The sequence below is a fragment of the Roseibium litorale genome, from assembly GCF_014842915.1.
GTDB lineage: Bacteria > Pseudomonadota > Alphaproteobacteria > Rhizobiales > Stappiaceae > Roseibium > Roseibium litorale.
This window is the reverse complement of the sequence record NZ_JACYXI010000017.1, coordinates 44,310-58,215: the sequence shown is the minus strand read 5'-3', so window position 1 is coordinate 58,215 and position 13,906 is coordinate 44,310. Positions and strand designations below refer to the sequence as shown.

General features: G+C 59.0%; 15 protein-coding genes. 9 read left to right on the top strand and 6 right to left on the bottom strand.

The window, feature by feature from the left end; translation table 11 throughout:
* The first annotated feature begins 9 nt into the window (after nt 1-9).
* Together IG616_RS20455 and ccoS are read left to right on the top strand one after the other, a co-directional pair.
* Nucleotides 10-2,226 carry a cation-translocating P-type ATPase gene (locus tag IG616_RS20455; RefSeq protein ID WP_192150368.1) on the top strand — a complete coding sequence of 739 codons (2,217 nt, stop codon included), beginning with the start codon at nt 10-12 and terminating at the stop codon, nt 2,224-2,226.
* An 11-nt stretch (nt 2,227-2,237) separates the two neighbouring features.
* Nucleotides 2,238-2,414: a cbb3-type cytochrome oxidase assembly protein CcoS gene (gene ccoS, locus IG616_RS20450; protein WP_192150366.1), complete on the top strand. Its 177-nt coding sequence runs from the start codon at nt 2,238-2,240 to the stop codon at nt 2,412-2,414.
* Nucleotides 2,415-2,464: 50 nt separating this feature from the next.
* Here the strand turns inward: ccoS and IG616_RS20445 are convergent, their stop codons facing one another.
* Both IG616_RS20445 and hemA read right to left on the bottom strand, forming a co-directional pair.
* Complete coding sequence (locus IG616_RS20445) at nt 2,465-2,635, bottom strand: hypothetical protein (protein WP_192150364.1); 171 nt, start codon at nt 2,633-2,635, stop codon at nt 2,465-2,467.
* 433 nt (nt 2,636-3,068) lie between these two features.
* Complete coding sequence (gene hemA / locus IG616_RS20440; protein WP_192150362.1) at nt 3,069-4,355, bottom strand: 5-aminolevulinate synthase; 1,287 nt, start codon at nt 4,353-4,355, stop codon at nt 3,069-3,071.
* Nucleotides 4,356-4,771: 416 nt separating this feature from the next.
* On the opposite strand from hemA, the gene IG616_RS20435 reads away from it, so the two are divergent.
* Nucleotides 4,772-5,308, top strand: a complete 537-nt coding sequence (locus IG616_RS20435; RefSeq protein WP_192150360.1) for a response regulator — start codon at nt 4,772-4,774, stop codon at nt 5,306-5,308.
* Nucleotides 5,309-5,471: 163 nt separating this feature from the next.
* Here the strand turns inward: IG616_RS20435 and IG616_RS20430 are convergent, their stop codons facing one another.
* From IG616_RS20430 to IG616_RS20420, 3 genes are all read right to left on the bottom strand, one after another.
* Complete coding sequence (locus IG616_RS20430) at nt 5,472-5,657, bottom strand: hypothetical protein (protein WP_192150359.1); 186 nt, start codon at nt 5,655-5,657, stop codon at nt 5,472-5,474.
* A 93-nt stretch (nt 5,658-5,750) separates the two neighbouring features.
* The gene (locus IG616_RS20425) at nt 5,751-6,440 is read right to left on the bottom strand and encodes a GntR family transcriptional regulator (RefSeq protein WP_192150357.1); all 690 of its coding nucleotides are present in this window, start codon (nt 6,438-6,440) and stop codon (nt 5,751-5,753) included.
* A gap of 74 nt (nt 6,441-6,514) precedes the next feature.
* A complete protein-coding gene (locus IG616_RS20420; RefSeq protein ID WP_192150355.1) occupies nt 6,515-6,697 on the bottom strand; it encodes a hypothetical protein in 183 nt (60 codons plus the stop codon).
* A gap of 25 nt (nt 6,698-6,722) precedes the next feature.
* Between IG616_RS20420 and aroQ the strand changes: the two genes are divergently transcribed.
* From aroQ to IG616_RS20395, 5 genes are all read left to right on the top strand, one after another.
* Nucleotides 6,723-7,172, top strand: a complete 450-nt coding sequence (gene aroQ, locus IG616_RS20415) for a type II 3-dehydroquinate dehydratase (RefSeq protein WP_192150426.1) — start codon at nt 6,723-6,725, stop codon at nt 7,170-7,172.
* A 169-nt stretch (nt 7,173-7,341) separates the two neighbouring features.
* Entirely contained in the window at nt 7,342-8,262 is a 921-nt protein-coding gene (locus IG616_RS20410) for a metal ABC transporter substrate-binding protein (RefSeq protein ID WP_192150424.1), read from the top strand.
* 72 nt (nt 8,263-8,334) lie between these two features.
* Nucleotides 8,335-9,240, top strand: a complete 906-nt coding sequence (locus IG616_RS20405; RefSeq protein ID WP_425504202.1) for a manganese/iron ABC transporter ATP-binding protein — start codon at nt 8,335-8,337, stop codon at nt 9,238-9,240.
* Nucleotides 9,237-10,097, top strand: a complete 861-nt coding sequence (locus tag IG616_RS20400; RefSeq protein WP_192150353.1) for a metal ABC transporter permease — start codon at nt 9,237-9,239, stop codon at nt 10,095-10,097. Before IG616_RS20405 ends, IG616_RS20400 begins: the two co-directional genes overlap by 4 nt.
* Complete coding sequence (locus IG616_RS20395; RefSeq protein WP_192150351.1) at nt 10,097-10,942, top strand: metal ABC transporter permease; 846 nt, start codon at nt 10,097-10,099, stop codon at nt 10,940-10,942. The genes IG616_RS20400 and IG616_RS20395 overlap by 1 nt, the downstream gene beginning before the upstream one ends.
* Nucleotides 10,943-11,142: 200 nt before the next feature.
* Here the strand turns inward: IG616_RS20395 and IG616_RS20390 are convergent, their stop codons facing one another.
* Nucleotides 11,143-12,027 (bottom strand): DeoR/GlpR family DNA-binding transcription regulator, encoded by an 885-nt coding sequence (locus IG616_RS20390; RefSeq protein ID WP_246476344.1) that lies wholly within the window; start codon nt 12,025-12,027, stop codon nt 11,143-11,145.
* Between the two features lie 175 nt (nt 12,028-12,202).
* Between IG616_RS20390 and IG616_RS20385 the strand changes: the two genes are divergently transcribed.
* A complete protein-coding gene (locus IG616_RS20385; protein WP_192150349.1) occupies nt 12,203-13,693 on the top strand; it encodes an alkaline phosphatase in 1,491 nt (496 codons plus the stop codon).
* Nucleotides 13,694-13,906: the final 213 nt, after the last annotated feature.

Here is a 13,906-nt window from a genome sequence, read left to right as displayed (position 1 = left end):
AGGTTTGCCGTGACCGTGCATATGCGCGATTGGGATGCCTTCACCACCCCGGCCCGGGAAGGCGCGGAAGACGGGGTGGTCCACATGGATCTGGCAGTGGAGGGCATCACCTGTGCCGCCTGCATGGGCGACATTGAGCGCGGTCTTTCAAGGTTGCCCGGGCTCGTCAATGCCCGGGTGAACCTGACCAGCCACCGCCTCGCGGTGGAATGGATCAAGCACCAGACCTCTCCGGATGACATCATCTCGGAATTGTCCCGGCTCGGCTACACGGCGCATCCCTTCGATCCGGCCACTCAAAAGAAGTATCAGGACCAGACCGGAAAGCAGCTCCTCAGAGCTCTTGCCGTCGCCGGCTTTGCTGGCATGAACATCATGCTCCTGTCGGTCTCGGTCTGGTCAGGCAACATCACGGATATCACGCCGGAGACGCGCGACTTTTTTCACTGGCTCTCGGCCCTGATCGGACTGCCGACCGTTGCCTATTGCGGCAGGGTGTTCTTTTCCAGTGCCTGGAAAGCGGTGAGGGCCGGGCGGCTCAACATGGATGTGCCGATTTCGATTGGCGTTCTGCTCGCCACCGGATTGTCGATGATCCAGACGATCCAGCATGAGCACATGGTCTATTTTGAATCCGCGGTGATGCTGCTGTTCTTCCTCTTGGTCGGACGCTATCTGGACCACATGATGCGCGGGCGGACGCGCTCCCTCGCCGAGAACATTGCTGCTCTCAAGGCAGAAGTGGCAGCGCGTATCAATCCCGATGGCACGGTGCGCGAGGTTCCCCTGTCGAAGATCGAACCCGGTGATCTGGTTCTGGTCAGCGCCGGAGAGCGTATCCCGGTGGATGGCCGGATTGTTCAGGGAAACTCTGAAATCGATCAGAGCCTTATCACCGGGGAAACACTGCTTGTTGCAGCCGGTCCCGGTGCTGATGTCTTTGCGGGTACGGTCAATGGCGAGGGGACGCTCCAGCTCCGGGTCAGCGCGGCGTCCGGTGCAACGCTGCTGGACGAGGTCAACCGGCTTCTGGAGACGGCAGCCCAGGCCAAGTCTCTTTATGTGCGCATTGCCGACAGGGCTGCCCGGCTTTACGCCCCGATTGTCCACACGGCGTCTGCCATCACCTTTGCCGGCTGGATGGCCTACGGGCTTGGCTGGCAGCCGTCCCTTGTGATCGCCATCTCGGTTCTGATCATCACCTGTCCTTGCGCGCTTGGTCTTGCCGTGCCAGCCGTCCAGGTGGTTGCCTCGGGGCAATTGTTCCGCTCCGGCGTGCTGCTCAACTCCGGCGATGCGATCGAGCGTCTGGCCGATGCGGATGTGATCGTTTTCGACAAGACCGGCACGCTGACGGTCGCAGCTCCCGATCTGATCGAAAGCGAAGGTGTTTCTGCCGAGCTGCTTGCGATGGCATGCCGGCTGGCGTTGTCGAGCCGCCACCCGTTGTCGCGCGCTCTTGCGGAAAGGGCTGGCAGCGCGATTCCCTTCGCTGATGTCCGGGAAGTCACCGGAGCTGGTGTTGAAACCGTGGCGCAGGGAAAGACCCTGCGTCTGGGCAGTCCGGTGTTCTGCGGCGTCAATGAGCCGGAACTGGCAGCAATGTCTGCCCGGCATGCGGGGGCTTCTCTGATCGCTGTCCGCTATGGCGAGGCGCCTGCAGCTCTTCTGCCGCTTGGCCAGAGCCTGAAGTCCGATGCAATCCAGGTGATCCGGCAGCTTCAGGACAGAGGCTACGAGATCGAGATTCTGTCCGGCGACAGAGAAGGGGCGGTTCGCATGGCCGCAGAGGACCTTGGTATTGCCAATTGGCAGGCGGGCCTGAAACCCGCCGACAAGATTGCCCGGTTGGAAGAGCTGAAGGAAAGCGGCCGCAAGGTCTTGATGGTCGGGGATGGACTAAACGACGCTCCGGCTCTGGCCGGTGCCTATGTCTCCATGTCGCCGGTCTCGGCCGTTCATCTTTCCCAGGCGGCTGCGGATGCGGTTTTCCTGAGTGACAAGCTGCAGCCGGTCGCCGATGCCTTGGTTCTGTCCCGCAAGGCGCGGCAGGCGATCGAGCAAAATCTCTGGATCTCCGCTGTCTACAATGTCATAGCCGTACCGGTCGCCGTTGCAGGTTTCGTGACACCGCTGCTCGCAGCAGTCGCCATGTCGCTGTCTTCTCTGGCGGTGACGGCGAACGCCCTGCGGCTTCGCTGGGCCAACGTCAGCGAGAGCCGCTAGGAGCCCGTGCCGTGTCTGTTCTGATCTACTTGATCCCTGTTGCGCTCTTCCTGGGAGGTCTGGGGCTTGCCGCCTTCCTCTGGAGCCTGAAGTCAGGGCAATATGATGATCTGGAAGGCGCAAAGTGGCGCATTCTGAATGATGATGATCTGCCAGATGATCAGCGTCAGGACGGTTCCAGACGCTGAGCGCGATACGGCGGCCAAGGACAGCGGGTTCCCCGGTTCCGCCGGATCTGTCAGCCGGAAATGATTGTGCTCAGGACCATGGTTGCGGCGACCGCAAGCAGGCCGAGTCCGGAGAGAAGCAACAGGTTTTCGCGCAAACGAGGCGTCGTTTTGCCAGCCCTCGGGCTGGCGGCGACGAACGGCTCCGGAGCGGTCTTCTGTTGTAAGATCGTACGGGTCACCGTCACTCACCCTTCTAAATAGCCCAAATGCTCCGCACGATCGTTTCGGCGGATTGCGAGCATCCTGTGCTCAAGCCCTGAAGAGGAGGTTAAAATCCCTTGTCAGAAGTTGTTAATGGCTCGCAACTTTACCAAGGCGTGAAATCTGGAGGGCATTTTTCCTAAAAGTTTCATTTTTACCACTCGCCAGAAATGCCATGTTTCATTTAAGTTTCTGACTTATATGGAGAATTATCGCTTTCATGTGTGTGGCCCGATTGCGGTGCCGATCGGAAGCCAGGTTTCCCTGAACGAAACAGCCTGCCCGCGGTTTCCATCGCTTGTGGGAAAACGGCATGCAGCTTTTGTGGATCCATAACAAAACGGGCCGACAGTCGCCTGCCGGCCCGCAAATGTTAACAATTTTCAAGCGCCGCCGCTTGCGTTCGATCTGTCAGCCGCCAGCAGCCGGATAGATCGCCTGGGCGACATTGCCATTGGCGTCAACGATGTTGCAATTGTCATCGACGGTGCCTTTCGGCAGGCCCAGAACTTCCCACACATCCACCAAGGCATCGCGCAGGTGCTCGACCAGAGCATCGTCGTGAAGCGGCGTTGGCGTGATGCGCAGGCGTTCCGTGCCGCGCGGCACGGTGGGATAATTGATCGGCTGGATATAGATGCCGTGCTTGTCGAGCAGCATGTCGCTGGCCTTCTTGCACAGATCCGGGTTGCCCACCAGAACCGGAACGATATGGGTATCTGACTGCATCACCGGCAGGCCGGCCTCCCGCAGCACTTCCTTTGTACGCTGTGCCTGGCGCTGCTGGCCTTCTCGCTCGCTCTTTGATGCCTTCAGATGGCGAATCGAGGTGCAGGCGGCAGCAGCAAGTGCAGGCGGAATGGCCGTGGTGAAGATGAAGCCCGGTGCGTAGGAGCGCACTGCGTCAACCAGAGCCTGGCTGGAGGCGATGTATCCGCCCATCACGCCGAAGGCCTTGGCCAGTGTGCCCTCGATAACGTCGATCCGGTCCATGACGCCATCGCGCTCGCAAATGCCTGCTCCACGCTCGCCATACATGCCGACTGCATGGACCTCATCAATGTAGGTCATGGCGTTGTACTTGTCGGCGAGATCGGCAATGCGCTCGATCGGCGCGACGTCCCCGTCCATGGAATAAACGGATTCGAACACGATCAGTTTTGCCCGGTCCTTGCCGGCAGCCTTCAGCAGATCTTCCAGATGCTCAAGGTCATTGTGCCGCCAGACCTGTTTGCTGGCTCCTGAACCGCGGACACCCGCGATCATTGAGGCATGGTTCAGCTGATCGGAAAGGATGAGGCAGTCCGGCAGAAGCTTGGCAATGGTCGAAATGCCAGCCTCGTTGGAAACGAAGCCCGAGGTGAAGACCAGGGCAGCTTCCTTGCCATGAAGGTCTGCAAGCTCAACTTCGAGCTGGACCAGGGGATGGGTTGTCCCGGAAATGTTCCGCGTGCCGCCTGCGCCCGCACCCATTTTCTGCGCGGTCGCGGTCATGGCTTCGATTACGTCGGGATGTTGTCCCATGCCGAGATAGTCGTTGGAGCACCAGACCGTAATTTTGCGCTCCAGACCATTTTCAGCACGCCAAATCGCCTTGGGAAACTCCCCCGCGATTCGTTCGAGATCTGCAAAAAACCGGTAACGCTTTTCCTGCCGCAAGGCATCGATGGCGCGTTCAAAGGTTTCCTCATAGTTCATTGTATGAACCTTGTATTTTCTGGCGTTGTCGGCGGACCGTATATCTCCGGCCCGTTGAAGTCTAACGGCAGATTGACGCGCCAGGCATTCCGTCCCGCCTTACCGCGCTTTTGCCCCTGCCTATGAAGCGCACCTTATAGGCTATACCGGTTCCGGAAATTGATTGATCTCAAACTCATCAATTTACCGGGCACCCGTATGACACACTTAGCGTTTTTTGAATGCTTTTGCCAGATTGCCAAACCGATACTTAGGGTCAGGGTTCACAAAGATGGCCGGTGCGGGCCGCTCCCGAGGCTTTTCCGGCCGTATCCGGCCGGGTGAATGCGGCTGGGATCCTGTTGGCTGGTCCATACCCTAATAACCGGTTCTTCAGACTTTCATGTCATGGCTGGATCTGGACACGGAGGTATCTGGTGAGTCTCGATCTAGCCTCGCTGACATTCCTGCTGGTGGAAGACAGCGCCTATATGCGGACAATTCTGCGCACAATGCTGCAGGGGTTCGGTGCGCGGCGCATCGTTGAAGCCGAAGACGGGGCGTCCGGGCTGGAAGCCATGGACCGAGCAAATCCGGATATTCTGATCCTGGATTGGGTGATGCCGATTCTGGATGGCGCCGACATGGTGCGTATGATCCGGACCCCGAACAATCCCTTCGCTTACATCCCGATCATCATGGTGACTGCGCATACCGAGCGCAGCCGGATCGTTGAAGCGCGCCGCCTGGGTGTTCACGAACTTTTGTCCAAGCCGATTTCGGCAAAGGCGCTGTACCAGCGCGTGTCCAGTGTGATCCTGCATCCGCGGGACTTCATCAAGACCTCAACCTATTTCGGTCCCGCTCCACGCGAAATCCGCAACCGCCAGAAGATCTGGCAGGGGCCGGGACAGAACCCCGACGGCGATGGGGGACAGGGGAATGAGGGAAGTGCTGCAGCCACGATTGGCTGAATAGCTTCTGCTCGTCTCAGGCGTCTTGCGCGCGCCAGCCTCAGCAATCAGCAAACAACCTTCCGGAAGATCTGGCCTCCCGCGTGCGGGAGACAGGAGAACGCGTTTCAGCAGGAGCTGTTGAGAGGCAGGGGCATGTATGACGCTCCTGCCGGAGGTAATGTCAGGCTGCGATCCTGTGCGGCTCGTCCGTGGCGGAAAGCCCGTCCAGATAGTCAACGAGAAGATCGAGATCGACCGTGTAGTGATCGATCAGGTACTGCACGAGAACGTTCGCCGGAACGTGCTGATAGCCATCAATTGCGGTGTGTATGGATTCCATGCTTTCCAGTCTGGGCCGATAGGTCATCTGTACTTTGTCTCCTCTCGGTCGGCTGTTTCACCGATACCTTAAGGTTAACAATCAAGGTTAATATTCCATTGCCTTGAACAGATTATCGGTTCATCGGGCTGTTTGCGTTCCACCTGGCGGGGTGAGATGGGCGGCGCTGCCGTGGATGTGCCGGTTCAGAACCTCCAGAGCCCACTCCGTGTCGCGGGCCTTCGCGGCTTCAAGGAGGTGCCTGTGCTCTTCCACTGCAGTTTCTCCCCGGATGCTTTGAACCTGAAGCTGGTAGCGCAGGAATTTACCAAAAATAACCGCGTGCATGGAGAGGAGGTTCCGGGACGGGCACGCTTGGATCAGGGCACGGTGAAATTCCCAGTCGAAGCGCTTCCAGTTTTCTTTAAGGTCCGCCGGGATTTCGTCTCTTTGGGCCAGCACCTTGGCTTCAACAGATGCAAGCTTGTAATGCGCAGCGACGACACTGGCCTCCCAGTTCAGGTCCCCATGGTTGAGGGAGTCTTGGAGTGCCTTGGTTTCAAGCAGGCTTCTCAACTCTGCGATCTCTTTAAGGTCACTGCAGGAGGCAGGGGCGACCGAAAAGCCCTTCTGTCCCTCTGCCGTCACCAGGCCGACCGCAGTCAACCGGTTTAGGATCTCGCGCAGCGTGGCGACGCTGATCCCATATGCCTGGCGCATGGGTTCCAGGCGCAGTTTTTGGCCGGGTAAAAGTCGGCCGAAAATAATGTCGTTCCGGATCTGCCGGTGAATATTGTCACCGACCGATCCGTCTGGGTCTTTGTCGAGCATGGAGCGTTCCCAATTCAGAATTTAGATCCTACTGAAACTTGACATGGAACTCAAATCATCTGATAAAATTGATTTCATAGGATAAAAGCAAAAATAGCATGTGCCCCATCGCTTCCGGAGGACTTCAGCGGCAAAGCGGGATAAGCCACAAAAGCATTAGCCCCGCTGAAGTTTCCGGTTCTTTTTTGCTCTCCGATTTCCGTCGCGCCTTTCTTCCTTTCCTGCATCTGATATTGATCGCGAGGCTTGGCAGTCATCTGCCGGGCGTTCCAGCCTTTGGAAATGTGGGAGAGCAGGGTGAAGACCGTCTATGTCCTGAATGGGCCGAACTTGAACCTTCTGGGAAAGCGCCAGCCGGAAATTTATGGCCGGGAAACCTTGGTGGATGTCGAGGCGGCCTGCCGCAAGCTGACGGATGCAGCAGGGATGGAGCTGCGGTTTCATCAGTCCAATGCCGAATCTCAGCTGATCGACTGGATTCATGAGGCCCGTGAAACGGCTTGCGGCATCGTCATCAACCCGGCTGCCTTCACCCATACGTCCGTTGCCATTCTGGATGCGCTGAATGCTTTCGATGGGCTGGTGTTCGAGGTGCATATCTCCAATGTGCACAAGCGTGAGAGCTTCCGGCATCACTCTTATGTCTCGCTGCGTGCCGATGGCGTGATCGCCGGCTTCGGTGTTCAGGGTTATGAACTGGCGCTTCAGCGGCTCATCCGCCTCTCCGCGTGATCTTTCAACGGGCGGGTTGCCTGAACAGTGGGGCGACCCGCTGCAAAACGGGTGCGGCATTGCTTGCATTTAGTTTTTGCAAATCATTCTCATTTGCATTGACATGGATGGTTCAGCTCCCATATCGTCCAGACGACAGACATTGCGGAGAGTGAGAATGGCAGCGCGAATGCAACGGAAGCCGGGCGTGAAGGGCAGGGGACTTTCCATCGGTCTGGCTCTGGCGGTTTCGCTATGGGCATCGGCGGCGCAGCCGGCCTTCGCAAAGCTGAAGGTTGTGACCACTTTCACTGTTTTGGCCGATATGGCCCGCAACGTCGCCGGAGATGCGGCCGATGTAGAGTCCATCACCCGCCCGGGTGCGGAAATTCACGGCTACCAGCCGACCCCACGGGACTTGATCCGGGCGCAGGGCGCTGGTCTTATTCTCTGGAACGGCATGAACCTGGAACTCTGGTTCGAGCAGTTTCTCGCCAACATGCGCGGTGTTCCCTCGGCAGTCCTTTCGGAAGGTGTTACGCCGATGCCGATCCGGGAAGGACATTATGAGGGCAAGCCCAATCCGCATGCCTGGATGTCGGCGGAAAACGCGATGATCTACATCGACAACATCCGGGATGCCCTGAGCAAGCAGGACCCTGACAATGCAGCGGTTTATGCCGCCAATGCCGAGGCTTACAAAGCGAAGGTGGAAGCGGTGATGGCGCCGGTAAAAGCGGAGCTTGCCGCTGTTCCTGAGGATCAGCGCTGGCTAGCCTCCTGCGAAGGCGCATTCTCCTATCTCGCCCGCGATCTCAAACTGAACGAGGTCTATCTCTGGCCTATCAACGCGGATCAGACAGGAACACCCCAGCAGGTCCGCCACATGATCGATACGGTGCGGAAGAATAAGATCCCCGCCGTGTTTTGCGAAAGCACGGTGAACAACGATCCGGCCAAACAAGTCGCCCGGGAAACCGGAGCGAGGTTCGGCGGGATGCTCTACGTGGACAGCCTCTCGGAGGCGGGTGGGCCGGTGCCGACCTATCTGGATCTCCTGAAAGTCACCAGCGGCACCATCGCCAAAGGCCTGACCGACGGCTCCCGGTAAGGGGCGCGGAGCAGGCAGTTTTCTTTTGGAGGGAGCTGCTGCTCCTTCGTCTCCTGAAACGGGAAATGAACCGTGAGTTTGGAAGAGACGCGAAATCTAGAATCCGCCGGTTTGTGGGGAAGGCAGGTCAGCGTGACCTACCGTAACGGCGTTGCCGCCCTGCGCAATGCCACCTTTGCCGTTCCCGAAGGCTCCATCGCCGCTCTTGTCGGGGTCAATGGCGCGGGCAAATCCACCCTGTTCAAGGCCATCATGGGTTTTCTGCCGCTAAGTGCAGGAGAAATCGGCATTCTGGGCCGTCCGGTGCGCAAGGCGCTGGCCGAGGGGCTGGTGGCTTATGTGCCCCAGGCCGAGGAGGTCGACTGGTCCTTCCCGGTTCTCGTCGAGGACGTGGTGATGATGGGCCGCTATGGCCGGATGGGGTTTCTCCGCATTCCTTCTGCCGAAGACAAGAGGGCCGTCGCGACGGCGCTGGAGCGTGTCGGTATGTCGGATTTCCGCAAGCGGCAGATCGGCGAATTGTCCGGCGGCCAGCGCAAGCGCGTGTTTCTGGCTCGGGCCCTGGCACAGGACGGAAGGGTCATCCTGCTGGATGAGCCTTTCACCGGTGTCGATGTGCAGACGGAAGAGGCAATCATCACGCTTCTGCGCGAATTGAAGGACGAGGGCAGGGTGATGCTGGTCTCCACCCACAATCTTGGTTCGGTACCGGAGTTCTGCGATCAGACCGTGCTGGTCAAGGGAACGGTGCTGCACTATGGCCCGACCGCAACGACCTTCACCCGCGAAAACCTGATGGAAGCCTTTGGCGGTGTTTTGCGTCACTTTGTGCTGGGCGGCTCCGATCTTCACGATGACGATGATGCCCGTGCCGTCACCATCCTGACCGACGACGAGCGGCCTTTCGTTCTCTATGCGGATGAGACCCGGACCTTGAAGGGCGGCACTGAAGATGCTCAAGCCGGAGGAGACAAATGATCTCCTATCTGCTGGAGCCCTTCAGCTACGGCTACATGACCAATGCCATGTGGGTCAGCGCGCTCGTCGGCGGAGTTTGTGCCTTTCTCTCCGCATACCTGATGCTGAAAGGCTGGTCTCTGATCGGCGATGCGCTCAGCCATTCCATCGTTCCGGGCGTCGCCGGGGCTTATATGCTGGGGCTGCCCTTCGCGCTCGGCGCCTTTCTGTCGGGCGGGTTGGCGGCGGGCGCCATGTTGTTTCTCAATCAGCGCACTGGCCTCAAGGAAGACACGGTCATCGGCCTGATTTTCACGAGCTTTCTGGGGCTGGGCCTTTTTATGGTGTCGGTCTCGCCGGTGCCGGTGGATGTGAACACCATCATCATGGGCAACATTCTGGCCATCACGCCGGAAGACACGCTGCAGCTTGCCATCATCGGCTTCGTTTCTCTGGCGGTGCTTCTGATGAAGTGGAAGGACCTGATGGTGTCCTTCTTCGATGAAAACCACGCCAGGTCCATCGGTCTCAAGCCCGGCCGCATGCGGTTCATCTTCTTCGTCCTACTGTCGGCCTCCTGTGTCGCTGCACTTCAGACCGTGGGTGCGTTTCTGGTCATCGCCATGGTGGTCACACCGGGGGCAACGGCCTATCTGCTGTGCGACCGGTTCCCCCGGCTTTTGACGCTGAGCGTTGCCATCGGTGCGCTGACGAGCTTCACCGGCGCCTATCTGTCCTATTTCGTCGACGGGGCCACAGGCGGGCTGATCATCACCTTGCAGACGCTGATCTTCCTTGTGGTCTTCGTTCTGGCGCCGAAACACGGCTTGCTGGCGGCACGCCGCCGGGCCGCAGAGGCCTTGAGGGAGCAGGCGTGATGGACATGCTTTTGATGCCGTTCCAGTTCCCGTTCATGCAGAATGCTTTCTGGGTGGCGCTGCTGCTGGCCCCGCCAACGGCAATTCTGTCTTGCTTTCTCGTGCTGAAGGGCTGGTCGCTGATGGGGGACGCCATCAGCCACGCAGTGCTGCCGGGCGTGGTGATCGCCTATATCATCAACATCCCGCTGGTGATCGGTGCCTTTTGCGCCGGAATGGTCTGCGCGCTGGCAACTGGTTACCTGAAGGACAACAGCCGGGTGAAGCAGGACACGGTGATGGGTGTCGTCTTCTCCGGCATGTTCGGCTTTGGCATGGTGCTCTACACCAAGGTCGACACCAATGTGCACCTCGACCACATTCTCTTCGGCAACATGCTGGGCATAGGGCCGGAAGATCTGTGGACTGCCGGGACGGTCGGCATTCTCGTGACCTTGCTGCTGCTTTTGAAATGGAAGGATCTGCTGCTGCACGCCTTTGATCCGGCTCAGGCCCAGGCGATTGGTCTACCGGTGCGGTTGCTGCACTACGGTCTTCTAGCGGTTCTTTCCGTCACCATCGTCGCCACCCTGACCTCTGTGGGCCTGATCCTGGCGGTCGGACTGCTGATCTCGCCGGGCGCTATTGCGTTTCTGATCACGCGCCGTTTTTCCGCGATGATGGCCGCTGCGGTTGTCGTGACGATGGTGGCCATGACAGGCGGCGTTTACGCCAGCTTCTGGCTCGACAGCGCTCCGGCTCCGACGATCATTCTGGTGCTGACCGGCCTGTTTTTGCTCGCCTTCTCCTGGCGCCAGATCCGGAACCGGCAGATTGCCAGGCGTCCGGAACCGGTGAAGGCCTGATTTCTATGGTCGGAGAGGGGTGACAAGCCCGAGACTTCTCCGCGCCGTCCCGGCCTTGAGCCGGGACCTGCTTCAGAAACATGTTACTTCAACATAATAAACCGATCGGAGATCCCGGATCTCCGCTTCGCTTCGTCCGGGAAGGCTCCGCGGAGAGGCTTGTCGCCAACCTTGAGCCTGACCGCTCAAGCCCCTGCCTCTCAGCCTTCTCCAACGATGGTTTGCACCTTGGTGCCTGACAGCAGCCTCTGGATATGGGCAGGCAGCGCCCGGTCGGTCACAATGTGGCTGACATCGCCCAGGTGTCCCCCGCGTACATGGGCCGGGCGGGTGAACTTGCTGTGGTCCAGCACAAGGAAAGACTGGCGGCAGTTGGCGAGGATCGCCTGGCGGGAGGCTACTTCTTCCTCATGGAAGTCGAGAAGAGTGCCATCATCATCCACGCCGGCGACGCCAAAGATGCCGATATCCACCTTGTACTGGGAGAAGAACTCCTGTGCGCTCTGGCCGACAACATCCCGGTCGCCGCTGCGCAGCCGTCCGCCGGCAATCGTCACCTCGAAGCTGAGATTGGCAGCCGCGGTGAAGGCGACGTTCAGGTTGTTGGTGAAGATCTTGAGCTTCTCATGCCCTGACAGGGCCTGCATGACGATTTCAGGTGTGGTGCCAATGGAAAAGGCCAGCGATTGCCCGTTCTCGACAAGTCCCGCCACTGTTGTCGCGATGACCCTTTTGGGAGCCAGGTTGAGGATCTGCCGGGTGCTGTAGTGAATGTTTCCTGCGGAAACAGGCGGCTCAACGCCTCCGTGGGTCCGGCGCAGGATGCCCATTTCGCAAAGACCATTGACGTCGCGGCGGATCGTCTGGGTGGTCACCTCGAACCGTTCGGCCAGTGCCTCAACGGACATGAAGCCCGAAGACTGGACAAGGTCGGCGATCTCGGCCTGGCGGCTGCTAAGAATGGCTTGCACGGGCGCTGTCACCCCTGATATCTCCTGGCTGGATCCGATGGTGCCAGCGCTCTTCTTTGACGTGTCTGCGGCAAGCGTTGTTTCCTCCCGCATGTCAAAGTCTAGATCGCTCATATGAATGTTCGTAGACGTTCATATGAAAATAATATGACGCCTTTCGAGCTGCTGTCATCTTGTAATTGGCGTTTGTCAGTTCCCGTTCGATAACATCCGGGACCGTCAACCAGCTGTCACATAACGTCCCTAATGAGGCCTTGTTTTTCCTCTCCGCCTACATTGGGAGACTTTCATGAAGACCGCACTCGCCGCTGTGATGGCTCTGGCCATCAGCAGCAACGCCGTTATGGCACAGTCGGCCCTGCCGCAGCAGAACAGCAAATGGTTCTCTGACGCAGAAGCCAAGATCCAGGAAATGGTCGCCCGTCAGCCGATCACCAAGCGCGCCAAGAACGTGATCCTGTTCACCGCAGACGGCAATGGCGTTGGCACCAACTACGCGATCCGCCTGTTCTCCGGTCAGCAGGCAGGCATGCTCGGTTCCGAGTATGTTCAGCCGCAGGAAGCTTTCCCGAACTCTGCTCTGGTGAAGACCTACACCACCAACGGCCAGACCCCGGACAGCGCGCCGACCGCTTCTGCCATGAACACCGGCGTGAAGTCCAAGAACGGCATGATCAACGTCGACGAAACCGTTGCTGAAGGCGATTGCGCCGCCGGTCTCGATCACACGATGAAGACCTTCGCCGAGATCGTTTCGGAAGCTGGCAAGTCCGTCGGCGTTGTCTCCACCGCGCGCATCACCCATGCGACCCCGGCAGCCGTCTACTCCAAGACCGCAAGCCGCGATTGGGAAAACAACTCCGAGCTGCCGGAAGGCTGCCAGCAGAAAGACATCGCTGACCAGCTCATCGAACAGATGAAGGCCGGCGTGATCGATATCGCCATGGGCGGTGGCCGTGGCCAGTTCCTGCCCAAGGACGTGAAGGATGAGGAAGGCAAGGGCGGTAAGCGCATCGATGGCCGCAACCTCATTGAGGAAGCCAAGGCACTCGGCGCCCAGTACGCCTGGGACGAAGATACCTTCAAGGCGCTCAGCGATGCGGGCAACGCCCCGGTTCTGGGTCTCTTTGAATCTTCTCACATGAAGTACGAAGCCGACCGCACCGGCGAGCCGTCCCTGGCTGAAATGACCGCTGCGACCATCAAGGGCCTGTCGAAGAACGAAAACGGCTTCTACCTGATGGTGGAAGGTGGCCGTGTCGACCACGCCAACCACGACGGCAACCTGTTCCGCACCCTGACCGACGGCAAGGCATTCGCCGACGCTGTTGCCATGGCTGATGAACTGACCAACGATGAAGATACGCTCATCATCGTGACCGCCGACCACGAGCATGCAATTGCCTTCAACGGCTACTGCGGCCGCGGCTCGCCGATCACCGGCCTGTGCTACGATGTGGATCCGGCTGGCGTGAAGCATCTGGACAAGCCGCTTCTGGGCGATGACGGCAAGCCGTTCACCGTCGCAGGTTACCTGAACGGTGCAGGGTCCATCCTCAAGAAGGATGACAACTGGGCCGGTTCCCGCCCGGACCTGACCAACGAGCAGGCCATGGACCCGGATTACCTGCAGCAGGCACTGATCCCGATGTCTTCCGAAACCCACTCGGGTGAAGACGTTGCCGTGTTCGCCAAGGGCCCGTGGGCACATCTGTTCGATGGCATCGTGGAACAGAACTACATCTTCCACGTCATGAACTACGCCGTGAACGCGAAGTAATTTGCGGATGTAACAAAGAGGCAAAGGCCCGCGCCTGCGGGCCTTTCCCGGACATTGATGACAAAGCAATCAGGTTGGCCGGTCATCCCGGTTTGGTGTCCTGCACCAAGACCGGGATCCAGTATCCCGCAGGGTGGGGGCTTAAAAAAGACAGTTACCTCAGGTCGTTACTGGATCCTAGCCTTCGCAGGGATGACATCCAACTCTGCGCAA